The organism is Pseudoalteromonas mucoides (assembly GCF_049257175.1).
In the GTDB taxonomy this organism is placed as follows: Bacteria; Pseudomonadota; Gammaproteobacteria; order Enterobacterales; family Alteromonadaceae; genus Pseudoalteromonas.
Window position 1 is genome coordinate 26,858 of record NZ_JBMMUC010000008.1, and the last position, 25,615, is coordinate 52,472.

At 35.7% G+C, this 25,615-nt stretch carries 25 protein-coding genes; all 25 read right to left on the bottom strand.

The features are described 5' to 3' along the window. Positions 1-3 precede the first annotated feature (3 nt). Complete coding sequence (locus tag AAEU30_RS10320; protein ID WP_421960434.1) at positions 4-939, bottom strand: UDP-glucose 4-epimerase family protein; 936 nt, start codon at positions 937-939, stop codon at positions 4-6. Next, a complete protein-coding gene (locus tag AAEU30_RS10325) occupies positions 936-2,078 on the bottom strand; it encodes a glycosyltransferase family 4 protein (protein WP_421960435.1) in 1,143 nt (380 codons plus the stop codon). The genes AAEU30_RS10320 and AAEU30_RS10325 overlap by 4 nt, the downstream gene beginning before the upstream one ends. Continuing rightward, positions 2,075-3,208 carry a glycosyltransferase gene (locus AAEU30_RS10330; RefSeq protein WP_421960436.1) on the bottom strand — a complete coding sequence of 378 codons (1,134 nt, stop codon included), beginning with the start codon at positions 3,206-3,208 and terminating at the stop codon, positions 2,075-2,077. The genes AAEU30_RS10325 and AAEU30_RS10330 overlap by 4 nt, the downstream gene beginning before the upstream one ends. A gap of 36 nt (positions 3,209-3,244) precedes the next feature. After that, positions 3,245-3,982 carry a hypothetical protein gene (locus tag AAEU30_RS10335; protein WP_421960437.1) on the bottom strand — a complete coding sequence of 246 codons (738 nt, stop codon included), beginning with the start codon at positions 3,980-3,982 and terminating at the stop codon, positions 3,245-3,247. Positions 3,983-4,365: 383 nt separating this feature from the next. After that, a complete protein-coding gene (locus AAEU30_RS10340) occupies positions 4,366-5,418 on the bottom strand; it encodes a glycosyltransferase family 4 protein (RefSeq protein WP_421960438.1) in 1,053 nt (350 codons plus the stop codon). Beyond that, positions 5,393-5,917 carry an acyltransferase gene (locus AAEU30_RS10345; protein ID WP_421960439.1) on the bottom strand — a complete coding sequence of 175 codons (525 nt, stop codon included), beginning with the start codon at positions 5,915-5,917 and terminating at the stop codon, positions 5,393-5,395. Before AAEU30_RS10345 ends, AAEU30_RS10340 begins: the two co-directional genes overlap by 26 nt. Beyond that, entirely contained in the window at positions 5,910-6,740 is an 831-nt protein-coding gene (locus AAEU30_RS10350) for a sulfotransferase family protein (RefSeq protein ID WP_421960440.1), read from the bottom strand. The genes AAEU30_RS10345 and AAEU30_RS10350 overlap by 8 nt, the downstream gene beginning before the upstream one ends. Before the next feature lie 7 nt (positions 6,741-6,747). Continuing rightward, on the bottom strand, positions 6,748-7,443 hold the full coding sequence (locus AAEU30_RS10355) for a sulfotransferase family 2 domain-containing protein (protein ID WP_421960441.1): 696 nt from the start codon (positions 7,441-7,443) through the stop codon (positions 6,748-6,750). A 16-nt stretch (positions 7,444-7,459) separates the two neighbouring features. Then, positions 7,460-8,746 (bottom strand): oligosaccharide flippase family protein, encoded by a 1,287-nt coding sequence (locus tag AAEU30_RS10360; protein ID WP_421960442.1) that lies wholly within the window; start codon positions 8,744-8,746, stop codon positions 7,460-7,462. A gap of 156 nt (positions 8,747-8,902) precedes the next feature. Next, the gene (locus AAEU30_RS10365) at positions 8,903-11,146 is read right to left on the bottom strand and encodes a polysaccharide biosynthesis tyrosine autokinase (protein ID WP_421960443.1); all 2,244 of its coding nucleotides are present in this window, start codon (positions 11,144-11,146) and stop codon (positions 8,903-8,905) included. Positions 11,147-11,160: 14 nt separating this feature from the next. After that, positions 11,161-11,595 (bottom strand): low molecular weight protein-tyrosine-phosphatase, encoded by a 435-nt coding sequence (locus AAEU30_RS10370; protein ID WP_421960444.1) that lies wholly within the window; start codon positions 11,593-11,595, stop codon positions 11,161-11,163. A gap of 9 nt (positions 11,596-11,604) precedes the next feature. Further along, a complete protein-coding gene (locus tag AAEU30_RS10375; RefSeq protein WP_421960445.1) occupies positions 11,605-12,723 on the bottom strand; it encodes a polysaccharide export protein in 1,119 nt (372 codons plus the stop codon). A 294-nt stretch (positions 12,724-13,017) separates the two neighbouring features. Beyond that, positions 13,018-13,362, bottom strand: coding sequence for a four helix bundle protein (locus AAEU30_RS10380; protein ID WP_290211342.1), 345 nt, complete (start codon positions 13,360-13,362; stop codon positions 13,018-13,020). Between the two features lie 722 nt (positions 13,363-14,084). Next, positions 14,085-14,573, bottom strand: a complete 489-nt coding sequence (rfaH, locus tag AAEU30_RS10385) for a transcription/translation regulatory transformer protein RfaH (RefSeq protein ID WP_421960446.1) — start codon at positions 14,571-14,573, stop codon at positions 14,085-14,087. 148 nt (positions 14,574-14,721) lie between these two features. Beyond that, positions 14,722-15,573, bottom strand: coding sequence for a dTDP-4-dehydrorhamnose reductase (gene rfbD, locus AAEU30_RS10390; RefSeq protein ID WP_421960447.1), 852 nt, complete (start codon positions 15,571-15,573; stop codon positions 14,722-14,724). Position 15,574: 1 nt separating this feature from the next. Next, complete coding sequence (gene rfbB / locus AAEU30_RS10395) at positions 15,575-16,639, bottom strand: dTDP-glucose 4,6-dehydratase (protein ID WP_421960448.1); 1,065 nt, start codon at positions 16,637-16,639, stop codon at positions 15,575-15,577. 12 nt (positions 16,640-16,651) lie between these two features. Then, the gene (gene rfbC, locus AAEU30_RS10400; RefSeq protein ID WP_421960449.1) at positions 16,652-17,197 is read right to left on the bottom strand and encodes a dTDP-4-dehydrorhamnose 3,5-epimerase; all 546 of its coding nucleotides are present in this window, start codon (positions 17,195-17,197) and stop codon (positions 16,652-16,654) included. Then, entirely contained in the window at positions 17,194-18,075 is an 882-nt protein-coding gene (rfbA, locus tag AAEU30_RS10405; RefSeq protein ID WP_421960450.1) for a glucose-1-phosphate thymidylyltransferase RfbA, read from the bottom strand. Before rfbA ends, rfbC begins: the two co-directional genes overlap by 4 nt. Beyond that, the gene (locus AAEU30_RS10410) at positions 18,068-19,108 is read right to left on the bottom strand and encodes a DUF1972 domain-containing protein (protein WP_421960451.1); all 1,041 of its coding nucleotides are present in this window, start codon (positions 19,106-19,108) and stop codon (positions 18,068-18,070) included. Before AAEU30_RS10410 ends, rfbA begins: the two co-directional genes overlap by 8 nt. Then, positions 19,105-20,208 (bottom strand): glycosyltransferase, encoded by a 1,104-nt coding sequence (locus tag AAEU30_RS10415; RefSeq protein ID WP_421960452.1) that lies wholly within the window; start codon positions 20,206-20,208, stop codon positions 19,105-19,107. Before AAEU30_RS10415 ends, AAEU30_RS10410 begins: the two co-directional genes overlap by 4 nt. Next, entirely contained in the window at positions 20,201-21,472 is a 1,272-nt protein-coding gene (locus AAEU30_RS10420) for a hypothetical protein (RefSeq protein ID WP_421960453.1), read from the bottom strand. Before AAEU30_RS10420 ends, AAEU30_RS10415 begins: the two co-directional genes overlap by 8 nt. A gap of 88 nt (positions 21,473-21,560) precedes the next feature. Then, positions 21,561-22,241, bottom strand: coding sequence for an acyltransferase (locus AAEU30_RS10425; protein ID WP_421960454.1), 681 nt, complete (start codon positions 22,239-22,241; stop codon positions 21,561-21,563). 27 nt (positions 22,242-22,268) lie between these two features. Then, positions 22,269-23,447, bottom strand: coding sequence for a glycosyltransferase family 4 protein (locus AAEU30_RS10430; protein WP_421960455.1), 1,179 nt, complete (start codon positions 23,445-23,447; stop codon positions 22,269-22,271). After that, on the bottom strand, positions 23,444-24,271 hold the full coding sequence (locus AAEU30_RS10435; protein ID WP_421960456.1) for a glycosyltransferase family protein: 828 nt from the start codon (positions 24,269-24,271) through the stop codon (positions 23,444-23,446). The genes AAEU30_RS10430 and AAEU30_RS10435 overlap by 4 nt, the downstream gene beginning before the upstream one ends. Then, positions 24,264-25,529, bottom strand: a complete 1,266-nt coding sequence (locus AAEU30_RS10440) for an oligosaccharide flippase family protein (RefSeq protein WP_421960457.1) — start codon at positions 25,527-25,529, stop codon at positions 24,264-24,266. Before AAEU30_RS10440 ends, AAEU30_RS10435 begins: the two co-directional genes overlap by 8 nt. Between the last annotated feature and the right edge of the window lie 86 nt (positions 25,530-25,615).

Genomic DNA, 25,615 nt, shown 5'->3' on the forward strand with positions numbered 1-25,615 from the left:
TAATTATTTTGTTGAAGTTTTAGCAGCTAGTTTGAAACCGTGTTCAACTGAATAAGGCGGAGCCCAATCAAGGGTATTTTTTGTATGAGTAATGTCTAATTGGAGAGAACCGGTTAGCCTATCAATAACATCATTTTTATTAAGTAATTTACCAGCTAATTTAAAGCACCAAACAGGCACTGGTAATGCCAAGTTTTTTTTACCCTGTACTTTAGCCATTAATGCCACCATTTCAGCTGTTGATAAATCATAGTCGTCAGAAGCTAAAAACACTTGATTAGCGGCTTTTGGGTGTTCTATACATACCTTGATTAAATCAACTAAGTTATAAACAGACACTAAGCTGCGCTTATTATTTTTTATTGCTCTAAATGGCAATGGTAAGCCTTTACTCACAAACCGCATCAGTGAAGCAAAGTTTGCTTTTACACCTTCACCGTAAACAAGTGGTGGGCGGATTATTACAATTTCGATCCCTGTATCTTTACCCAACGCTAATAACTGCAGCTCAGCTTCCGCTTTAGATATCCCATATGGGTCATCTGGATGAGGTGTATCGATTGCAGTAAAGGGCGTTTGATTAGTTGTACTCTCACCATTAACCTTTATAGAGCTTATAAATATAAAGCGCTTAACTCCGGCCTGCGCAGCTTGCTTAGCTAAGTTAAGTGTACCTTTAGTATTAACAGCTCTAAATTCAGCTAAAGGGTCTGTTGCGTCATCGTTCATAATATGAACACGTGCGGCTACATGCACTAAAACATCAACGTTACTTAATTTACTGACTAAATCTAAATCGTTGGTTTTTGATAGATCAAACTCGTAAAAATGAGAGTAATTAGCTAAGGGGTTACGCCCTAGTAACAAACAATCTGTGGTATTTAGCAGCTCTAATAAATGTTGTCCGACAAACCCTGTATAACCTGTTATAGCAATCACTTTTTTACACGACCTAATAAATTATTATAAATTTCAAAATGCTTATTGACCACACTATTAACATCAAATTCTTTTTCAGCAAAAACTCTCGCTTTAGCGCCCATTGTAACTCTTAACTCAGGCTTCTCTATAAGTTTAAGTATAGCTGTAGCAAGCGCTATAGCATCACGAATAGGTACTGTAAACCCGGTTTCACCTTCAATAACTGCATCTCTACAACCAGGGTTATCTGTAGTAACAATAGACCGACCACATGCAGCAGCTTCAATTAGTACTTTTGGAACGCCCTCACCATAAAAAGAGGGTAGACAAACAATGTTTGAATCTGCAAATACTGCTGGTATATCGTTTCTATGACCTAAATAAGTAATAACCCTCTTCTCTGCCCACCTATTAATTTCTGATTGCCTTATAGTATTAGGGTTCTCTAAATCAGGTGTACCAACAAGCAAAAACTCTGTATTAGGGTACTTTTCTTTAATGATTTTTGCCGCATCAATATACTGATATACCCCTTTCTCTTTAAGCAGACGACAAGCCATAACTATTTTAACAGGTGTATTCGTACTTTCAGGTTGATAGGTATAAACAGACAGATCAGCGCCGGAACCCTTTATCAATGTTTTATCTGTTGCTTTTAACTTAGTAATCAAAGTCAAAATTTCTTCATCTGATGTGTTTTGAAAAATAACTGTTTTATACTTTTGCGACAGAGCTATTTTATAAAAAACTGACGCAATAAACTTAGTTAACTTTGCTCTGGCAGTTTTAGCAGTAAATACATAACCTAGCCCAGAGATTGCGGCAACGAAAGGAATATTTTTCGTAACCGTTTTTAAAGCTAAACCTGTGTATAGCACTGGTTTTATAGTAATAGCATGTATAATGCGAGGTTTAACATTTTCAATAACTGTTCTAATGATTTTTATAGTATTTAGCTCAGAAAGTACCCCCCCACCACTACGGTTAAATGGAATATCTATAACATTAAAGCCCATAGATACTAACTTTTCTTTATGTTCAGTAAACCTACACGCAACCGTGACTTCATAACCACTTTCAAGTGCTCTTTTAGCAATCTGTAAGCGATGCGAGATAAAAAACCAATCAACATTAACAATAATTAGCAAATTTTTCATTTGCTTGCCTCATCAAATACAGTTAAATATTCTTTAAAACAATCTGTTTCTTTTAACTCTTTAACACGATTTAAGCTTGCTTCACTATATTTACTATATAAAACTGGATTCTTAACGAGGTTATTTAAACCATTTTTAATAGCTTCTATATCACCAATTTCAAAAGTTAGGCCAAACTTCCTATATGATAACCCTCCCTCATATGATTCTACATGACCCAAAATTTCTTTTGGTCCTGTCATACAATTTGAATGTATACAAGGAAGGCCAACAGACATTGCTTCTATTAATGAATTAGGAAAACCCTCGGCCTCAGAACAACATAAGTAAGCATCCATATTCGCAAGCAACTTTAATGGTTCACTCTGCCAACCAAGTAAGTGTACTTTATCCGTCAAATTAAAATTGATAAGTTTTTCATTTATCTCACTTAGCTCATCCCCAGTCCCTATGCAATAAAAAACAAAGTCATTTGAAACTATATTTGCTAACTTAAGGACATCAAAATATCTTTTGCTAAGATGGAATCTACCAACTAACCCTATAGAAAAAGGTTTAGAATTAATTTTTGGATTCTTATTATGTATATAAGACTTAACAGCGGAAACTTCAAGGTCTATTGGATTATATATTACCTTTGTTTTATTTTTATCAAGTTTAAATAACTCTATGTATTCATCCCTCATTTCATAACTTTTAAAAACATTCAAAGATGCATATTTGAGTAAAAAGTTACAGGCAAAAAAGTGAAAAGATCTTTTTTTACCTTTTTTAAATTTAGAATTAAAGGCTACACAGTGCACAAGCTGGCAATCATAACTTAATATCTTAGAGGTGATAACATTTATATAATTTGACCAAAAAAGATGACTTTGAACCAAAGTTACTTTATTTTTAACACAATAAATAAAAAAAACTATCAAACACTTTAAAAGTGTTATGAAAGATAAAGCTTTACACTCTGTTAAATAGGTTGGTTTATTATCACTACAATTATAATAATCATTTACATTTAATAATGAGACAACATTAAAATCAACATTATTTTCATTAAAATAATTAGTAAGGTTTGAAAAAACTCTTTCAGCTCCCCCATAACCTAAACTATTTATTAGCATTACTTTACTCATAAAAACCCAATATATAATAAAATATAAAACACCCTTTTATTTGAAAGCACGGACAAATCCTAAACTTTTAGTAATCCAAACAACCCCTTTAATCTGAAAAAATAAAAAAAGAGGATAAATTTGAACTCTATGTCTAGGACCTTGTAACGTTTCAAACATACTATAAACCAATATGAGGGCAAAAAAGAAGCTTGTAAAAAAGAGTACCTCCTTACTCTTTGCATCTAATAGAAAAAGGGTAAACCCAACTAATATAAAAGGGAAGCTTAACCAATGTAGTATGCTATCAAATAAGATGAAAGAATAATCAAACTCTATACTAAATGGGAGTGGTGTTAATAAAAATCTAGGAATACCTAATATAGGATTTGAAAAATTTTTTAAAAAAACTGAAAAAGCATACTCTGCTCTAGGTATAAATGAAAGGCTTATGAAAATAGCAACTCCAGCTATTAATAGTAAATAAAGTGAATTCCATCCCCTTAGTTTATATTTAGAAAACCCAAAATAAGTAGCAGCTAAAAATATAAAAACAAGATAAAACCTCAAATCTAGCATTAAATAAAGTATAAAAAATATAACAATAAGATAAAACAATCGTGCCCAAGTAGCTTTAGATCTAATTAGTATAATAGTTAAATAAAAATATCCACCTGAGAGAAGCAAAACTAAAACTTCCTTTAATGCAATAACAGAAGACCAGGTTATTAAAGTAGGGTGTAAAGCTAATAGACAAAAGAAAAATTTAAATCCCTTATCTCCTGTCTCAAACAAGTGAGTAAACACCTTAGCATATAAATAAGTTGAAACACATGATAGGAATATATTCATTATAACGATTGAGTAGTACCCTTCATTAATTATTGCAATAGAAGCAGCACTATATAAAAAGAAAAGAGTGTGGTTAGTTTTTAGCAACTCATTAAGATCAGAGTAAAATGAAAAAAAATCATTGTAGTTGTTATATGAATTGATTAATGAGAGCGCTTCTTCATAATACTTCAAGTCATCTGTTAAGTGGTGCTGAAAATAAAGTAAAAAAAACAAGGAGAAAAAAACAGTTTTAAGCACACTAACAATAAATGAAATATAATAACTTTTAGTTAGTAATAAACAAAGTAGAAACGTAAATATAAAGACAACAGAAGCTAAAAAAATCAAAGTTTTTTCACTTCTAAAGCAAATTTAGAGGAGCAAAATCTTTGAGAGTGTTCTATGCAAGCCTCAGGTGTTATGGATGAAATTTTATTTTTATCAAGTATTAAACCAGAAACACAACTAAAATTATCAACTAGATAACCATTTACTCCATTTTCAATAGCTTCTTTGACGCCATGCTTGTTAGGACCGATAACAGCACAGCCTTGTGAGTTTGCTTCAATAAAAACCAATCCAAAAGCTTCTTTTAACTTAGTTAACAGTACAAAAACGTAAGAGTTTCGGTATAATTTTATAATATCTACTCTATTTATTTTGCCATGAAAAATTACAAACTCTTCAAGACCAGCAGTTTTAACAGCACTTTTTAACAAATCTAGATCCTTACCATCCCCAACTACATGCCATCGAAATGCAGAGTCGTTAGAAAGTACTTTTTTAAACTCATCTAATAACTCAAAATGCCCTTTCCCTTTAATAACTCTAGCAACTGTTAAGATAATCTTATTTTTTGATTCTGGTGTGTTAATCTTTTCAGGCGGTATGAATATAGCCAATTCAATCCCAGCATAAACCACCTTCAAATTTTTGTTAGTTATATCAAATGAGTTTTGCGACTCTTTCTTAACACATTCACTTACAAATATAACTTCCATTGCTTTGTTTATTGAAATTTGAAAAAAATATTTAAATAAGGCAATCCTATTGATAAAACTTATAGACTCTGAAAATATTCGGTATTCAGAGCCATGCATAATACACTTATAATTAAATTTAAAACCTAACCGACTAAGAAGCCCTAATGTGTAAATAGCTTTAGGGTCATTACAGACTATTAAATCATATCTAGCCTTAAAATACTGTATAACTAATAAGACAGGGTAATATATAATCCAAAAGAAACTCGGAATCCAAGAAGGTATACTTTTATATGTCAATAAATAGCACTCATCACCTTGGCGCTTAAAATCATTAAAAAGTTGATCTGCTACGACCCCTGCACCACCACCTTTGCCTAAATACTCATCAGAGAAAATCAATATTTTTTTCATATTTCTTTATTACTCTTGCTGGGACGCCCCCAGCTAATACATTACTAGGTATATTCTTTGTAACAACAGATCCCGCTGCAATTACTGAATTATTTCCAATTGATACACCGGGCAAGATAGTTACGCGAGCACCAACCCAAACTTCAGCACCAATGGTTACATCTTCACTTGTTGCTACATGCTTATTTTTTTCTTGTAAATAAGGATGATTTACTGTTTCAATCAAACAATTTGGCCCTATTTTAGAATAATTCCCTATTACTATCTTTGCCTCAGGACATCCAAAACTAAAGCCATGATTAATAAATACCCCATCACCAATTTGTAGATTTTTCACTCCAGTGTAAGGTCTAACGATTAGTCCATTAGATATACTAAACCGGCTATTTCTTTTAAAGAAAAACAGATTTAATATATGACGCCTAAGAAGATTAAAATAACTCCCTCGAGGTAGAGAGTTTAGTAAATTTATGACAAATGCTATGATTAAATTATTCAAGCCCACCCACCTTATAAAACCACAATGGTAATTTTTTATTATGAGAAACCCAATATTTGCCATAGTGTACACATAATACTGAAGGAACCAGCTTAAATATAGCTTTTACAGAGTATGCTAGTACTTTCGCTCGTAATTTGATTTTAGGTTTTGAAGTTCCCTTATAAGAAGAAGAGGGAGTCCACTTACTAGAAACATCTTCCGTTGACTCTAAGCCTGCATAATCTAGCACTTTTTTAAGACTAATACCCTCTACTAGCTCTTCGTATGTTATTAATAAAATTTTTTTTCTATTTGCTTCGATTATTTTTTCAAATATACAAGTCCAAATTGATACCTTAATCCACGCTAATAAACTATGCGGGTTACTGAAGCCATAGATATTAGAAGTTACAGTATCAAGAAAATTACGCTTTATTGCAACAAACACTGCTTCTGGGTAATTATCAATTAGGTCATTAAGAATTAATGTATGTGATGGTGACTTTTCAACCCAAGCCCCACACTCAGCATTAGATGCGGCGCAATCCATTACTCCCGAAAAATAATCATATTCAGTTTTTATTATTTTATCCGTTTTAATTTGACCTGTTTCCAACAACAAATTATAAAAATCTGATTTAGTAAACACATCTATTAACTTATTTATATTTACCTCGTTACCTTCGGTACAATACGGTACAACATTACAAAAAAAGGCGCTTTCATGTTGCCCTTTATGTTCAAGATGTACTGGCGTGTAAACATCTTTATGACTAGCTAATATATTTGCCAGCCAAGTAGTTCCTGAACGATGCCGACCGACAATAAAAATTTTTTTCATATAACCCTTAGTCCCTTGCGTATCCAAAAGCATCAAAATCCTCCTTAAAATACTCGTAAACTTTATTTTTAGTTACTTCATCATAATAGTCTACATATATACCTCTTTTAGATGAGTTGATATGAGGCAATTTGCTATTATTGAGACCTAACTCATTTAATAATAAAGGTACTTGGGTTTGTAACTCTTCAACGTTTAAAATCCTTTTAACAAGTAAGCTTCCATCTAAATTACTAACCCAGTCTTTTTGTAAAACTTTTTTACTATTGTCAAATACTAAAGATTTACGAGATGCTAAATTAGACAATCCATTCTGGTCACAAACCCACGATACAAAATCTTTAAAAGTCATATCTTTTACAAGAGGGTATAGATGATGACTCCAACGCTTATTCGTATCAGGGCTTATTTTCGTTTCTGTAATGAAAAAGTAATATGAAACTAACCAATCATATGGGTTTCTCACTACAGCAAATGAAAAAAGACTATTGAAATTGTCTTCGCCCAATTTATTAAGTAATTCCAGGGCACTTTCATGTTTCTTAAAATTCTTATTTCCGGTAATTTTATTGAGAGCTTTCCGAAATCGAGACTGTTCCGAAGTTACAATATCGCAGTTTTTAACAGTATCTGTAAGCAATTGATTTATACTTGTTCCACCTGTTTTTGGAATATGTATAAAAATAATTTTTTTAGATTTCAAATATATCATATTAACTTCAAAGTATCTTAAATGTATTAATTTTTAGCTCTTTCTTCACTGTATACCACGACAACAAATTAGACGTACTCAGTGATAGGAGGGTAACTATTGCAGCGCCAATCGCCCCGTATACGGGAACAATGATTATTGATAAAGATATAGCAATAAAAAGAGATAAAAGCATATTATTTCGAGCAACCTTTTGCCTTCCTGTCATTAAAAGAATAAATCCCACAGATCCTGTAGAAACATTAATAAACTGAGCTACAGCAAGTATTCTGAGAATTTGGCTTGCAGCTTCAAACTCTTCACCAAAAAAGCTCAATACCCACTTAGGGCACATCAACAAAATTAGTAAAAAAGGAAAAGAAAATAAAAGCATCAATCTGCTAGAATTTTTAACAACAACCTTTAGTTCTTCATAATTTCCCGTTGAGTAAAGCTCACTGAATTTAGGCGCCGCTATCTTATTTACCGATGTTAAAATTAAGCTTATGAGAATCGCAATCTTATTTGCAATTGCGAAAAAAGCTATATCAGTGGTAGTACCCCAAACACCTAAACTAAATTGCCCTATTAGTGAATTAAGTTGCATACATGCTTGAACTACTAGCATCGGAGATCCGATTAATAGCATTTTTTTTATAGCCCCGAGATCTAGGGAGTCAAACTCATAACCCCGAACCATAAAAGAAGAATAAAGCAAAGATAAAAATGTGCAAATAATAACAAACAAAATAAAATTATTAAATTGCAATTCTAATCCACTAAAACTAACAAGTATTAATAAAGCCAATACAATGGTATTAGGTATGGGGCCCAAAATACTCATAGAAACTATTATTCTATTATTTGCTTGATAATAAGCAGAAAAAACATTTAACAGAGACAATAAAGGGATAAGGAATACAATATTCTCTAGCGTTTCTTTTAATTCTGGTTTATTAAAAATGTTAGATGATATAAACCCAGATGTAAAGTACATTAAACACGACAGGATGATAGAGAAGATCATTACAATAAAAATAGATGAATTTAACAAGGTAAACTTCTTTTCTTCTGAGCCTGTGCTTGATACTTTTTGCAACATAGCATTCTGTTGACCAAAACTACCAACAACTACAAAATAAGTAACTATCGACATCAATAAAAAGTATTGACCTGCTATATCTGGGCCGTAATACCTAGCAATTATAGCGGCTAAAGATATTGATATAGCCGAGCCGATAACTTTAACTAAAAGTGCTAATGAACTATTTTTTAAAATAGTGCCAAAGATACTATTCAACTGAGAAGAAAACACGTTTGCCCACACCTATAAAATTAAAAATGAGTGAATCTCTTCAGACTACGTGCTGGATAATCTAAAAAATATAATACCATTTTCATAAATTTTCTAATATGCTCATTTAACACGTAAATGACAAGCTTTTATTTACAGAGCCCAATTGGGGCTTCTTTAATTCTTATCACTTTGATACTCATAGCTATAATAGCCATAATAACCATATACATTACTCGCTTTTTTAACTACACCGTTAAATACAATGCCTTTAACGTCAATGCCGTTTTGTTCAAAACGGTTACGAGTTAGCTCTATTTCTTTAATATGGTTTTGGCCAAAGCGAGTAACTAATAATGTAGTACCAGCATGAGCACTAACAATTGCTGGGTCCGTTACTGCCAAAATAGGTGGTGTATCGATTATTACTAAATCATACTCTGCACTTACCTCTTCAACTAATTTACTAAAGTTTGAGTGCATTAGTAACTCAGATGGGTTTGGCGGTATTTGGCCACGAGTAATTACACTTAAACCATCAACTTGAGTTGGTTTAGTCACTTGTGCAAGGTTTAAACGCCCTGATAAGTAATCACTTAAGCCGTCATCCCATTCTATACCGAATTGAGTTTGCAAATAACCTTTACGCATATCGGCATCGATAATTAATACTTTTTTACCGCTTTGCGCGAGTACTGAAGCTAAATTCACCGATATAAATGACTTACCCACACCTGGGCTTGGGCCAGATATCGCAATAAGATTATTTTTAGCCTCCATCATCGCAAAGTGTAAACTGGTACGTAGGCTACGCAGTGCCTCGATTGAAAGGTCCGCTGGGTTATCAAGCGCTAAAATTGATTTTGGTTTATTTTTATTTTTACGGGCTTTACTAAAACCTGTGAGTTTATCTTGGTAATCTGAGTAGGGTACACTGGCGTATACAGGTAAGCCGATAGCCTCAATTTCATTAGGGTCTTCAACCCCTTTATGCATAGCTTTTTGTACTAGCACTATTGCTACCGCCAACATGCCCCCTAGCATGGTTGCCATAACAACAATTAAGGCTTTTTTAGGCTTAACTGGCTTTGAGGTATTGACCTCAGCGTAATCAATTATACGCACGTTACCTACCGTGCCAGCACGTACAATATCCAACTCTTGAGTTTTACTCAGCAGCAATGTGTAAATTTGGTTACTAACCTCAACGTCACGCCTTAAACGCAGTAGCTCTTGTTGGGTTTCTGGTAGGTTACCGACCTCACCAACTAGCTCATCTTTTTGTGCATTAACAGCGCGAATTTGTTCAACCAAACCCTGGTAGGTTGGGTGGTCTTTTTTAAATTTACGGCTTAGTTCAAGGCGCTTAAGCTCAAGCTCTTGTAATTTAGTTTCAAGTTTTACAACTTGCTCTAATACACCTTGGGTTTCAAGAGTAATATTGATTGACTGGCGTTTTATTTGGTAATCGTTAAAGCGCTCTTCTGCGTACTCAAGTTGTTTTTTAATTTCAGGTAATTGTACCTCTAAAAACTCTAGAGATTTTTGTGCTTCCGCGCTATTACGCTCAACATTACGGCGCACGTAAATACTTGCCACTTTATCAAGTACTTTTTGAGCATAATTGGGTTGTGCACTTTGTAAGCTTAAATTAATTATGCCGGAGTCTTTACCTTTTTCACTTGCGCCTATATCTTTTTGTAAATCTAAAATGGTATTTAAACGATCTTTACGAGTAAGTGTAAACTCAGTGCCAGCGCGGGCATTTAAACTACGTACAGTTAGGTTAAACTTACCATTAGTAAGCTCTTGCCCTATTTTACCTGCTAAAATTTGTTCACCTTCATCATTTAATAACACAAGGCTATTATTCTCTTGCGTTTGTAGAGTAAAACCAGCACCAACCGCAGATTTTGGTACATCAAACCTAAATACATCAATGCTTTCACCGCCCCAAGCATAGGAGGTTGCACCAAAGCTAGGTTCAGCTAGTTCGCCCTCACTCATAGGGGTAAATTTACGAAATGCACGGCCGCCTATAAATGGGAATAATTTAGGCTCGGCAATTATATCAAGCTTTAGGGTATCAACTGCTTCACCTATGATAGAGCGTGATTTTAGTAGTTCGATTTCGGTCACCGCGGCAGAGGTGCTTTCAAACATGCCAGCCATGTCATCAAACCCTGGGACTGAGCCGCTACTATCTTCAACTTGGATCATCGCTGTAGCTTGGTATATTGGGGTAGAGAATACGGCATATACTACACCGACAAACATAAACACAGCAGTTATTGCAATGATAAAAAACTTACGATCAAGTAATGCGCCTAATAGCGCCATTAAGTCAATTTCTTGGCTTGGGTTTTGTTCGTTTGTGCGATTTTGCTTATTTGCTGCTATTGCAGTGGGCTGAGCATTCATTAACTAGCCTATCCTTATAAATACTTTTGCCAAGCGCTACACGCGCTGTCGATTAATTCATATACGTGTTCAAATGCTTCAAGGCTTTGCTTGTATGGATCGGGGATTTCTTTATCACCTAACCATTTGCCAAGTAAAAAAGTTTTGCCACGGGCTTCAGGGTAGCGGCTGCACAAATCAGTTAAATGGCGTTGTTCCATCACTAGTATTACGCTATTTTTCGCTACCAAGCTTGAGCTTAATTGCCTACCTTGGTGCGCATCCATATTTATACCATAAGGGGCAGCTATTTGTTTTGCGGTAGCATCGGCTGATTTGCCTTCAAGTGCGGTTAACCCTGCCGATGAAACTACAATATTTTTACCTTCAAGCTTACTTTTCAGTACATACTCTGCGGTTGGGCTGCGGCAAATATTACCCGCACACACCACTAAGATAGAATCAAACATCTTATTCCCTTAGTTAGTTGCTGCTAGGTCGTCGATAGAGTCAACTGTTGCGATAGACGGTAGTAATAAACTTATCACACGGTTCCAACGCGCTAGCGGTGCAGTGGTTACATACACAATATCATGCGGTTGTAATTCAAACTGCTCGGCTAGTACAAGTGCTGCAACATTTTTAGCGTGCAATTGATATACATCAGCTATTACGCCATCGCGCTGTAAGTCGCGTTTACGTAATACAAACACTCCATTAGCATCGGCGGTGTTTTCATTTAAGCCACCTGAGTTACTTAATGCTTCAGCGAGGTTTAAACCGTAACGGTTAATACCAACAGAACCTGCACGTTTTACATCACCTAATACAAATACGTTTTGTAGGTCATTACGGCTAACGTGCACTATGTCGCCATGTTGTAATAAACGGTTTTGTGAGATATCACCGTGTGCATAAAAATCATCAAGCTTGATGACTTCTGTTTTATCGCCACGGGTAAAGGTAACCGTGCGCCAATCGGCTGCTTCAGTTAAACCGCCAGCTTGGTTTAATGCATCAATTAAAGTAAGTGGTATTTCAGTAACAGGGTAAACACCTGGTTTTGTTACTTCGCCCGTTACATAGGCTTTTTGGCTTCTAAAGCCCACAATTTTAACATCAACTTGTGGGTCTTCTATCACTCGGCTTAGGCGTTTTACAAGTTCTGTATGAACCTCTTGTACGGTTTTACCAGCAGCTTGAATTTTGGGTGCATAGGCATAAGTAATAGTGCCGTCGGCTTGCACGCGAAAACCATCAAACTCAGCAGTTCGTTGTACAGCAGCGGGTATAGTTAGCTCTGGGTGATCCCATACACCAATGGTAAGTACGTCGCCCACACCTAGTTTGTATTGATAATCGCTGGTATCAATGCCGTCAAGGCTTGAAGGTGGCTTAGCTTTTTTAGCGGTTTGTTTTTGTTGATAAATCAACGAGGAGTCAATTATTTGGATATTGACCTTTTCAAGGTCTTGCTCAAGGTTTTTTGTTTGTTCACCCGATTCGATTCCTTCGAAATGGCTACCGGGGATGATTGTACAACCTGTCATTGTGAGCAAGGTAAGTGATGCCACAAGTGTTTTACAGCTTAGCGCCATTGTATATTCCCAAATATTATAAAATTCTAAAACTTTCAGCTTAGTTATTGATATGTGCTGTTATATTTTCGCTGGCTAATTAAAGCATGGCTCTGTTAACTCTGCAAGGTTGGTTGCTCAGTAAACAGGCAAGCGAGTAATCTTTTTGTAAATTTAGTTAAAAGGTTCGTGCTTCGTGCTTCGTGCTTCGTGCTTCGTGCTTCGTGCTTCGTGCTTCGTGCTTCGTGCTTCGTGCTTCGTGCTTCGTGCTTCGTGCTTCGTGCTTCGTGCTTCGTGCTTCGTGCTTCGTGCTTATCAAGCATTTTTAATGGTTTTTATTAACTTGCCAAGCATATTTCCAATTATTTCACACTCTTCAAGTATAAATTTAGATTGCTCATAACGTATATAACCTAATTCAAATGAAATCATGACCTGTGTTTTTAATTCACCAATCGAGCCTTTAGCAATACCTAAAAAGCGGGCTTTTTCTTTTTCAAAGTCTCTTTCCATCCCCTCTGCGATATTACTTGGGACTGAGACGGCACATCGTCGCATTTGATCTCTTAAACCGTAATCGCGTAAAGACTCAAATGTTTTATATATTGATAAACTTAGTTTAAATGACCTTTTCCATACTTCTAAATTTTCATATCTCATTGCCAATCCTTCGGATGATTATGATGTTTATGCTATTGAGCTATCCTAACGTAGCCCGTAGCCCGTAGCCCGTAGCCATCATTTGAAAGCAAAACTATTTGCTTGCCTAGCCCTTCTTCGGGCACGCTTCCGCCCCTAGGTTGCAGTTCCTACGTACTGATTAACTTTAAGTTTTAAGGTGCAAGATTAAAGGCCAAAATCCATACCTTACAAAACACCAATTTTGCACAAAGAGAAGTGAATGAGAGAAAATGAGAAGACAAATAAATATGTTACTTCTCTAACGCCTTCCTGTGCATCTCTGAAGCGCAGCGTCTCTTAATCTCTTTGTAAATATATCACTTAACACTTTAGTGGCTAAAGCCTGCTCCTACGAAAATCACCTGTGCACAAAGAGTAAACAATGAGGGTAGATGAGAAGAAAAAATATATTTTACTTCCCTAGCTCCTAGTCTCTTTTCTAGAACCTAGTTCCTTACCTTGACCTCTTAAACGCAGCGTCTCTTAACCTCTTTCTGAATATATCACTTAACACTTTAGCGGCTAAAGCCTGCTCCTACGAAAATTACCTTTGCACAAAGAGTAAACAATAAGGGTAAATGAGAAGAAAAAATATATTTTACTTCCCTAGCTCCTAGTCTCTTTTCTAGAACCTAGTTCCTTACCTTGACCTCTTAAGCGCAGCGCCTCTTAACCTCTTTGTGAATATATCACTTTCGCCTTTAACCTACCTTTCTTATATCTTTATTATCTACTGTTATTTCTGTTTTTTGGTTTAGTAGATTAATTAGTAATATACTGCGCATGTCGCCGTCTGGCTCTTTAAATATTGCTTGTACATCTTTGAATGAACCGTTATTTAGGTACACCAAATCACCCGCATTTGGCAGGTCGTTGGTATTTAAATTTGGTTCAAAGTTTTGTAATTCGCTGATCAACTGCTCAGGTACTATTTGATATGACGCACCATACGACACAAAACCACTGATGCCACGGGTATTTTTTACCGCAGAAAAGTTACAGTTTTGTGAATTTAAACGAACGAATAAATAGTTTGGGAATAACGCAGACTCCTTAACGGTACGACGACCTTTAACGAGTTTTTCGGTTTTTAATAGAGGAAAAAAAGCCTCAATCCCTTGGTTTTGTAAATTAATTTTCGCTCGTGCTTCCTGACGAGGTTTACAAAATAATAAGTACCAACTATCCATATCAATCCCTAAAATACTGACTTCTCTAACTTCGATTGCTTACACCTGCAATTTGAGAGTCGAGATTATACGCATTTAATTAGGTCACTGTCTATATAAAACCCCATTAAAAGTTTTAATGGTTAATGGAGTTTATTAAACTAAATATTTATGTAAGAGAGCTGCTGAATAGCTTTTTTAACCCAGCCCGCCAATGAAACTTTAATTCACACGCACTTTGCTGCATCAAGCTATATACAGGACGAATAGCAGGCGTAGGGTAAGCTGAACTTGCTATTGGTTTGATTGGGATTTTCTTATCAAGCAACCCTTGCTCTAATGCACTATCCTGAATACCCACTGCAAAGTCATACCAACTTGCCACCCCTAAATCACTGTAGTGATAGATTGGCTCAAGTGTCTCTTGCTCAGCTAACTGCCATAAATACTTTGCAAGCCCATTTGCATTGGTTGGGCAACCTATTTGGTCACTGACTACGTTAAGCTCGTCTTTTTCAGCCATTAAGCGCAGCATGGTTTTAACAAAGTTATTACCATGGCTAGAGTACACCCACGACGTTCTAACTATCGCTGAGTTAGTTGCACAATGTGCTTTAATTGCCAACTCACCCGCTAATTTAGACGCCCCGTACACATTGATTGGGTTAGTTTGGTCATCAACTTTATAGGGGGTGTTGTTTGTACCGTCAAACACAAAGTCTGTTGATATATGCAATAAGCGTATACCGTGCTTTGTAGCCGCTTTAGCTAAATACTCTACCGCGGTTGCATTAATTAAATACGCTTCGTCTTGCTCAGACTCTGCTTTATCTACTGCCGTATAGGCTGAAGCGTTAATAATCACAGCAGGGTTCAACTGTGCAATAACGTGTTCAATACTTTGTGGGTCCGTAATGTTTATTTCATTACGTCCGTAAGCATGTGCTGTAATATGGTTTGGGCAGGTTTGCTGTAATTCCCACGCTACCTGACCATTTTTACCAATGATTAATACATTCATATTAATGACTGCCTAAGCGTTCACGTTGGTAGCTGCCATCTTGCACGTTTTTACACCATGCTTGGTTATCTAAATACCATTGAATGGTTTTTAAAATCCCTGACTCAAAGGTCTCTTCTGGGTGCCAGCCTAATTCTTTATTGATTTTACTGGCATCTATTGCATAACGTACATCGTGCCCTGGGCGGTCTGCCACAAATGTAATCAGCTCGTTAAAGTCGGTTAAGTTAGCTGGCTTATCTTTAATTAAGTCATTTAAGTGATTACAAATGGTGGTAACAACTTCAATATTTTGTTTTTCGTTAAAGCCACCAATATTGTAAGTATCACCAAGCTTGCCTTCACTCACCACTTTATAAAGCGCACGTGCGTGGTCTTCTACAAATAACCAGTCGCGAACTTGTTTACCATCGCCATACACAGGAAGTTGCTTACCTTCCAGCGCATTTAAAATAATAAGTGGGATTAACTTTTCTGGGAAATGATAAGGGCCATAATTGTTCGAGCAGTTAGTTAACACAACAGGTAACTGATAGGTACGATGCCATGCACGTACTAGGTGGTCTGATGCTGCTTTTGACGCTGAGTAAGGCGAGCTTGGCTCGTAGGAGGTTTCCTCAGTGAACAAACCTGTTTCGCCCAAGTCACCATATACTTCATCAGTCGAAATATGATGAAAACGAAATCCGGCTTTTTTATCATCAGCAAGCGTTACATAGTAGCTACGCGCTGCCTCTAACAGCTCGTATGTACCTACAATATTTGTTTGAATAAACTCACCTGGGCCATCAATCGAACGGTCAACATGACTTTCTGCGGCTAAGTGCATAACAAAATCTGGTTGATACTTTGCAAATACTGCTGATACTGTATCGCGGTCGCAAATATCACCTTGCACAAAATGATAACGGTCTGAATCTTCAACCGAGCGCAAAGACTCAAGGTTGCCTGCGTAAGTTAACTTATCAAAGTTAACCACGGTATGCGCTGTTTCATTAATTAAAAAACGCACTAAGGCTGAGCCAATAAAGCCCGCGCCGCCGGTTACAAATATTGTTTTAGTCATTATCTTATTCTCTTAAAAAGCGGGGGCATCGATCTGTAGTAAACCAGCTTCATCTTTCGCTGATAATAACGGTGCTTTCCCATCAACAAGCGGCCATTGAATATTCAATGTTGGGTCATTCCACAATACGCTTTGCTCAAACTGCGGCGCATAATAATCTGTACACTTATATACAAACTCTGCGCTTTCGCTGGTTACATAAAAACCATGAGCAAACCCTGCTGGCACCCATAATTGACGTTTATTGTCGCCACTGAGTAACACACCTACGTGCTGACCAAAGGTTACGCTATCTTTACGCATATCAACCGCAACATCGTAAACTTCGCCGGCTGTAACACGTACAAGCTTGCCTTGTGTTTGCTGGGTTTGATAATGCAGTCCGCGTAATATACCCTGGCCAGATTTACTGTGGTTATCTTGCACAAAGGTCACATCAGCAACGTGTTCACGAAACCAATCATCACGAAAGGTTTCCATAAAAAAACCACGCTCATCACCAAACACCGCAGGCTCAATAATTTTCACATCTGCAATGGTTGTATCAATTACCTTCATGAAAACACCTTATGAGTAAGCAAACTTAACAAGTACTCGCCATAACCACTTTTACGCAGTGGCTGAGCTAAATCGCGCAGTTGTTGCTCGTTGATATACCCCATGCGGTACGCTACTTCTTCTGGGCAATTAACTTTAAGCCCTTGGCGCTTTTCAATGGTTTCGATAAACTGCGCAGCTTGTAATAGACTATCGTGCGTACCAGTGTCCAACCAAGCTGTGCCTCGTCCCATTATTTCAACATTCAATGTGCCAGCTTCTAGGTATCGCTCTATCACATCGGTAATTTCAAGTTCACCACGCGGTGAAGGCTTAACAGCTTTGGCGTATTCAACCACTTTATTATCAAAAAAGTATAGGCCAGGTACCGCATAATTAGATTTAGGCTGAGTTGGTTTTTCTTCAACTGAAATGGCTTTACCATTTACATCAAACTCAACAACACCATAGGCCGTTGGATTTGCAACATGGTAACCAAAAACAGTGCCGCCTTGCTCACGTGCCGCAGCACTTTTTAGCGACTTAACTAAATCGTGGCCATAAAACAAATTGTCGCCAAGCACTAGCGCCACATTATCACCACCAATAAACTCTTCACCTAGTAAAAAAGCTTGCGCCAAGCCATCAGGTGACGGTTGAGCAACGTATTCAATGTTGATACCCCAGTCTTTACCATCGCCTAGCAGCTCTTGAAACTTGCTTTGCTCTACCGGTGTGGTTATAACTAAAATATCTTTAATACCCGCATTCATTAATGTGGCTATCGGGTAGTAAATCATTGGCTTGTCATACACAGGCATCAACTGTTTACTTACTACTTTTGTCAGTGGGTATAAGCGTGTGCCACTTCCTCCGGCGAGGATAATTCCTTTAGTCATCGAATAAACTCTCATATTGCTGCTTAACTATCGACCATGTATAACGTTTGGTAGCTATATTTTTCATGCTTTTAGCGATTGTAAAATCTTCATTATTAGCAGCACTTAAATGTTGTATTAAATGCTCACTGCTAGCAAAGTATATTGCTGAGTTTTGCGTAGAAGCACGGTTGTAATTACAGTCAAAACAATAGATAGGCAAGTCAAAAAACATCATTTCAACCAGTGATGGGTTTGTTCCTCCGGCAGAATGACCATGGATATATCTAGCAGCTTTGCTGCGTAGTTTAAATAATTCATCTAAATCATAAATAGGGTCAATTAACTCTATATTATTGTAAGACCCATACTCACTTTTAAGCACCTTACCAAACTCACTGTTATTCCAGTTACCAATAAATTTTAAATGCTGATCAGGTGCATTGCTGTATGCATCTAATATCATTTTTATATTATTTTCTGGCTCTATTCTACAAAGTGCTAATGAATAATTTTCTTTACTTGAGGGTAACCCCCCTCTCACCGCATGATCTCCTCCATAAGCAATAACTTCAGCCTGAGTGTTATATGCAGTTAACACATGTTCTGCAATAGCAGCGTTATCAGCTATCACCGTATCAGAAAATTTTACAGCAATTTTTTCTGAAAACTTTAGAAACCATTTAGCAACCTTGCCCCATTTTGCTCGCTTCCACTCAAGTCCATCTATATTTGTGACTACTTTTCTTTTTGAAAAGAGCTTAAAAAATGGGATTGCGATTGCACCTGATACTCCAAGAACCAATAAATCATTTTTTGTAAAAAAAAGTGAATGAAATACAGACAGCACATCATAAGGAATACTTTGCACACCATTCGCATCTAGCGACCAATATTTTAGGCAACTACCTTTGTATTCCTTTTGCTCATGTTTATAGACTTTGCGAGTACAATAAATTAAATCAATCTTTTTAGAAGGAAGTAAGTTCTCTACTAAGGACTCAAAGCCACCATAGCATGCTGGCACTCCAACTGTACCAATAACTGAGATCATGAAGACGTCCTTAGTTTCTCGATAGAAAAATAGGGCGAAACTCTACGTTGAAATTGCTCTGTCGTAAACCCCTGAGCCACACTATTTGCACTTTTAAACATATTGAACCATATATTGTAATCAGTACTGATATTTTCAACACAGGTTACTAGCTGCTCAAAACTACGACTATCGATTTGTACTGCATTACTTTCATCTGTGAATTCTGTTGGTCCGCCCACCGGCGGTATAATAGCAGGGCAGCCAAAGCTGAAACCTTCAATTATTGTTAAGCCGAAAGTTTCAACCCACTGTGTGGGTATAGATAGGTTTACAAGTAACATTGCATCCATATAAAGCTTTTCTAAATTACTTGGCCTAATATGAATTTCTAAGTTTTTTGGTATTACTTTTAATAGGGTTAATTCATCGCTTGTGCAATTTAAAGCTGCCACAAATTTTAACTCAGGTAACGTCTCTGCCAACCTCAAAAAACTATGGATACCTTTATAACTTTTTAGAGAGCCTACAAATAAAACTGTTTTATTATCAAATTTTTGGTTAGGGTCTATTTTAATGTTTTTAGGAAAGTCTCCTCGTAAGCCGTTAAAGATAACTGTTTTTTTACAGCTTAAAAATGCATATTTAGATTGCAAATATTGCGTTACAAACAAGGCTTCATCCGCAGCAAAACGTAGAACAGCTTTTAATAATATATCTAACGGTCTGGGATCTATAGCAACTTCATGCACATACCAAACAACTTTGCCTGCGAACAGCTTACCCGCTAAACCTGCGCCAAACGGTAAAATAGTGTTAATAACAACTTGAGTCTGTCTGTTGTTAACCTTTGCTTTAATTAAATAATACGAAAGTACAAAAAAAGTATAGAGTTGAGCAAACATAAAATAACATAATACTGCAAACTTATTCGTCGAACGCTTATAAGGTACTGTTTTTACGTTGCACATAACACCCGTTAAAAACCCTTTATGCTCACTAGTGAATAAGTATTTTTGATTGCCATTTTCCTGTTCGCAGTCAATAGCATCTCTCAACACTCTAGGGCTGCCACTGTAATCATTAAAAAGATGAATAAAATACAATTCATTTTTAGGCATGTTTAAAACCCTCTACTTTTGTTTGACCATTATTAATCATACATTTGGACGCTACGGCGAACATTAAGCATGACAATACTCCACCTTTAGACATTTCTAACATGAGTCCGCTTAATTGCGATATATATATTGTTAAAGCCCAAATACATACAAACTTAAATAGTGATCGCTCTTCAAAACTGTAAAAGCCTTTTCTCATAGCCATAAACATAGTTTTAAAACCCACTATTAAGAAAAAAACTATAAAAAACAATAGACCTATAAGACCATAACGATACATTACCATTGCGATCCAAATCTCTATTGTTTCACCCTTACCCAACCCTATGCCAACTAGGTAATTGTGTTGGCTAATAGCCTGATAAGTTTCAACAATATCATCAAGCCTTTCTAGTAAATTATGCGCTTGATCCGTATTCGATAACATTAAATGAAGCGTGCGTGCAAAATTGCCACCAACGGTTTCATTTAAATAAGCTACAAACGCTTTTAAAGATAAAAGCAGAGCAACTAAGAAAACGCTAAAAAAGATAAGTACAAATATCTTTTTCTTTAAACTAACTGATATAAACCAATATAAAAACACTATTCCAATCAATAAGAACACCCCCATTTTTGATTGGGTTAGAAATACAGATGCGATTAACATTAAACAATATAGGTACGAATAACCTTTATTTTTTTCATAGTTAGATAAAAGTAACGGAAAAAGAGTGCACATTATGTAAGCAGAGTAGTAAGGCAAAGTAAAAAAACTAACTGCAACACCGTCTATGTTAGATTTATCTTCCAATCGATAAAAAACAAACATAACTTTCGAAAATAAACTAAAGAAAAAAACTTCGCAGATACTATATATAAAAATCGCAACAGTTATTATTTTTGCAACACGCACTAAATTAGCAAATAAGCTATTCAGGTCTTTTATCATTGATAAAAAACCTAACGTAATAATAAGCAGCATTGTTGGCCTAAAATAGCTAGGAATCTCTCCAAAACTACTAAAACCTTCAGTTCCAAACCAACTACTAAAGAACAAAAATAATTGCATTGAAATAAAGTAAAGAAGTGGAATTATATATGATTTTTTTTCTATTTTTGTTCTGTATAATAACAAAGCTAATATTGAAAGAGACAGTGCAAAAATATTAATATGTAATTCACTACGCTGAAATATTACTGGCAACTGAGGTAATAACAAAATCAATAGTATAAAATTACCTAAAACCCTTTCCAAGGAGTGACCCTGCTTATTATTAAACATACCTATTTTTCTGCTTCATGAATTTCACTATAAAAACGTCCACTGTGAATTAACACCTTTAAAGGTTAAGAGTTAATATATTCTTCGCTTAAGATCTAGTTTTAATAATTTTCGCAGGCACCCCGGCAATAATTACGTTATCAGGATAATTACCACGAACAACAGATCCGGCAGCAACAACACAACCTTCACCAATACTACAACCATCAAGCAAAGTAACTTTAGCCCCTATCCAGCAATTTCTTCCTACTACAATTCCTTTGCGATTAACACCTTGAAGGCGAATAGGTTTATCAAGATCCGATATGTTATGGTTCTCAGGATGAACACTAAAATTATGACCCACAATTGTATCACTACCTATCTCTACACCACCGGCTCCTCCAATGTGTGCAAAATCACCAATACCTACATTATTACCTATAATAATCCCTTTCCCTAAATCAGATATTGAACCACTGACACTCAATGATGAAAATCGGCCAATGGAAGAAGAACTACCAATTTTTATTCCATTTTCACCTGTGCAATTGACTAAAGAATAGGCACCAATCATTACACTTTTACCTACAACTAATTGTCTGTTAGAGTACACAACGACAGCCTTCCCTAAAAAAACAACCTTACGTAACTTTATGATTCCTCTTAATAACTCTAAAATTTTTGAAAGTGAAAGCTGAATTAAATAGAAACTGTCAACATTTGGATCTAGCTGAAAGTTTTTATTTTTTAATAACCTAACTAGTTTTGTAAAAGAACGATTAATCATAGCATTCCTAAATTATTAGATAAAAGCTCAGCACACTAACTTAGAATATAATTGAGCCCAACTAAATTTATACGTTGCAACTTGGTGTACCTCTTGAGAATTTAGTGAGGCTTGTAGAGTAATTGAAGCTTTCATAGCACTAGACAGGTGCTCAACGGATAAGTTATCTGCATAACAAACAAACTCATCTATATTTAACTCTTGCGTCGCAGTATCAACATCTGGGCCTTTTTTAAATGCCACCAAACAAAGCCCACTCGCTAAAGCTTCAAGAATTGTTTGCCCTAACGGTTCATAATTTGAGGTCATCGCAAAAACAGAGGCTATTTGATAAAACTTCTCAACCTGTTTGGTCGGAGGAAAAATTTTAACTCTACCTTCCAAACCTAAAGTCGAGACTAGTTCAAGGTAAGTTTGCTTCTCTTGCCCTTCACCTACCATAACCAACTGAGAATCAGGGATACTAGCTAATGCCTTTATTAATAAATCGGCACCTTTGGCTTTTACAAACCTACCAATAAAAAGAAATATAGGCTTATTAGGATCTAAGCCAAAAGAGCTGATTTTTTCATATTTATTAGTTGTATCTATTGGAAAAAAGCGTCTAGCATCAATACCTGGTTTTGTAATGTTATAGTCATCATCTAGGTTACCGGCTAAATTTTTACATTGTGAAAGCATGCTTTGACTAAATACATAATTTTTACATGTACGCAAAGCCTTGCGTTGCACAATATTGTGTAAAAATACCCTAGCCTTTAAAGCTAACCTTCCAATGAGCGTATCTTTTGACTCTGCTTTTAATTGATTTCGGACTATTGATGGCACTACATAATTAACATTTTTGAATCCTGCTTTTTTAGCGATAACCGCAGCAAAGTGAAACCGAGCAATTACAATTGTATCGCTATTTTGCTCAAACTCTTTTTTTAGTAATTTATATAATGCGTAATTAGATACAATTAAATTCAAAAACTTACCGAACATATTCTCAATTGGTGCAATTTTATACCTTTGGACTATTACACCATCAACTTCATCTACCTCTTTGTTTGGGTAGTCTGCTGGCACACTTAAGTCACTAACAATAATCTTAACGCTATCGTTATTGTATTTAGCCTCTTCAGCCAAATGCCTTAGTGAGTTCTCAATGCCTCCAATAGATGGATAATAGGCATTACTTAGAAGTAATATATTTTTTTTCATTTAGTATCTCTGTAATGACGCCCACTAACTAGCGCCTTAACTATGTGCGTAATTGAAAGTGGGGATTTATTTAAAATACGCTTGCACAATAGGATGAAAAAAACTCGTAGGTAGCTTAACTTTTTGTAATGGCGTAAAGTTAATCCAAAACTATAACCCCTTTCTTTTCTTCTGAAATCAGTAACTTTAGTATTCTCATCCTCGAGCCTCGAAAGTGAATGCTGAAACCCAGGAATAATTTTACAGCTTGTACTTAATTTTAGGCGCTCTAACCTATAACAAAATGTTGAGTCTATACCGTAGAGGTAAAATCGCTCGTCAAATACATTACCGTATGCATCTTTTATAGCTTGAATAATATCGCATCCGATTATAACCCCCGAGCCAATGGCTAGTAGAGTATCGCTAAAAACTAAAGGCCCTGGTTTATTGACAATAGAGCCATTGACTAAGGGGCCTGTAGCCTTGTTCTCGTTCCAAATTATCGGAAATGCACATTGCCCTTCACTTACTGTGTTTATTGCTGCAATATAATTGGAACTGACACTTGAGTCATGGTCTAAAATTACATACAGTTTAGACTGAACTTTATTTATAAATTGGTTATATATCTTTGCTAAAGATTCATTTTGTAGAGTTTCTTCAAGCTCCACATCTAATCCGCTCGCCTCATTCAAATCAAAGTGTTGCCGAGTTGGACCATTATTCCAAAAAATAAATTTAGTTTTCCTGCCTGCAGGCCTGCTATCAAGTAAGCTTTGTATCGTAACAGAGTCTACTGGTTTGCAGTTATACAGCACAACTAATACAGCGCAATCATACATGCTGGTGTTTTCCTATTATTGAGTCATCGTATGCGCGTGCTTTTAGCCAGCCTATTATTATGACAATGAGTTGTGGAATAAAAGTTGCAACTGCATAAATCATGATTGAATCAACTGCATTAAGTTCAAAAGCATATGCAATAAATAGAGCTGATATTGTCAGAACAAAATTTAGTAACCCATTGAATAAATAGAGCTTCTCAACTTTAAATATCGGTATAACCGATGAGTAAGGCTTGTTAACAACATTTATATATACCCAAAATACTAGCCAATTAGCAAACAATGAGGCGTCAGACCACTTTTCACTAAAAATAAGTGAAAAAATAGAGCCTGAAAAGTTAATAAAAGCTATAACAGGTATGAACCCGAATAATAACAAATATAAAGTGTATTTAATTAGAGCATTATTCAAAGGTTGCTTTTCTTTATGCAACGATACAAACTTTGGTAATAAAACGTCGGCTAAAGATTTCCCGATAATATTTCCCGGCATGACCAAAACTGTTCTGGCTAACGCAAATAAGCCTGCAGCTACAGGAGTTGAAAAATAAGTTAAAAATAGAATAGGCAGCAGTAAGCTTAAGTTATCAATAATATTTAAGGGGACTCTGTACTTAACAATATCTTTATGGCATTTAATTCTATGCTTAAAGCGATTAAACCTCGTTGTTACTAGATAAAGCCTTAAATTATAGTAACAAAAACAATTTGCTAAAGTATAACCAGCTATGGAAGCAAAAACCAAAGAGTAATACTCATTTGAAATTGATAAGCCAAAACCAAGTTTCATAACTGCAATCATTAAAGCCTGAACAACCAGCAGTTTTGCTCTAAGTGAAAAGTGGCTTTCTCGGATATACTGATACATATACAATTCTTGTATCGCTATTGAGCCAGCAAAAAGTATCGATAATACTACTGTTGTGAATACATCGAAAAATTGAAAAAACAAAAGTGTGGTACTAGCTAACAATAATATTAAAGTTAACAGCATGCTAGTGCTAATTGCTGACTTTATAAATGGCTTTACTTCTTTTTCAAAAGGTAAAAGCACTATGATAAGAGGTAAGCACAGTGAAATAACAGGAACCAAAAAAGCAGCCGTTTGAGTGACATTAGCAAAGAGACCGAATGCATAAGGATCATAAATACGTGTCACTAATGGAATTGCTAAAAATGCTATTAGCTGCGCTAAAATACCACCCGCTAGCACAGTAAGTACTTTCGCTAACAATGGACTTTTAAGTAAACTCACAAAAAATCTCAATAAATTCCATAAAAGGGATCCGTATTTATAATAGCTTCTCACTTTTAAAAACACATGCTCTAGGTTTAGGTATT